A 670-nucleotide genomic window follows, 5' to 3' on the forward strand; every position below is an offset into this window, starting at 1 on the left:
TTCAGCTGCAGATTCAGAGGGCTATTAAAAAAGTTTCAGCAGATTTTTCTGTACAGGCCCACTTTGGAAAAATCTGGCAGCAAAATATACTGACAAATCTTAAACTTTACTCAGAAAAACCACTTGCAAATTGCCAGAAAAAATTAAATCTGAATAAAACTGCGGCAATAATTGCAGCGGGACCTTCACTTGATAATTATATTGAAGAATTAAAAAAAGCTGATTATTACATTATTGCAACAGATACAGCCTTCAGCATATTAAAAAAGTACTCGATTACTGCAAATGCAGTCGTAAGTCTTGACGGACAATGTGTATCTTACAATCATTTTTTAGGAGAACTTAAGGATAATTGTAAAAGTGACTTTTATTTTGATCTTTCAAGTAATCCGACAGCTGCAAAAAAAGTTCTGGATAATAAAAATCGACTTAGCTACTTTATTTCCGGACATCCTCTCGGCCAGTACGCAGTAACTTCACAGGGACTTGATTTATTAACTCTTTACTCTGGAAGCGGAACTGTAACAATAACAGCCTTTGACCTTGCCCTACAGCTTGGTTTTACAAAGTTCAAGGTCTTTGGAGCAGATTTTTCCTATACAAAGAAAGCATATGCAAAAGGTTCATACCTTGATTGTCTTTATCAGCTTTCCAGTAATAAGATAAACTC

At 35.1% G+C, this 670-nt stretch carries 1 protein-coding gene; it reads left to right on the plus strand.

Features of this window, described 5'->3' with window-relative positions; translation table 11 throughout:
- A partial coding sequence (locus tag MSI_RS13565) for a 6-hydroxymethylpterin diphosphokinase MptE-like protein (protein WP_039925170.1) occupies window positions 1-670 on the plus strand: 670 nt, incomplete at both ends.

It is taken from the genome of Treponema sp. JC4, from assembly GCF_000260795.1.
Taxonomy (GTDB): domain Bacteria; phylum Spirochaetota; class Spirochaetia; order Treponematales; family Treponemataceae; genus Treponema_D.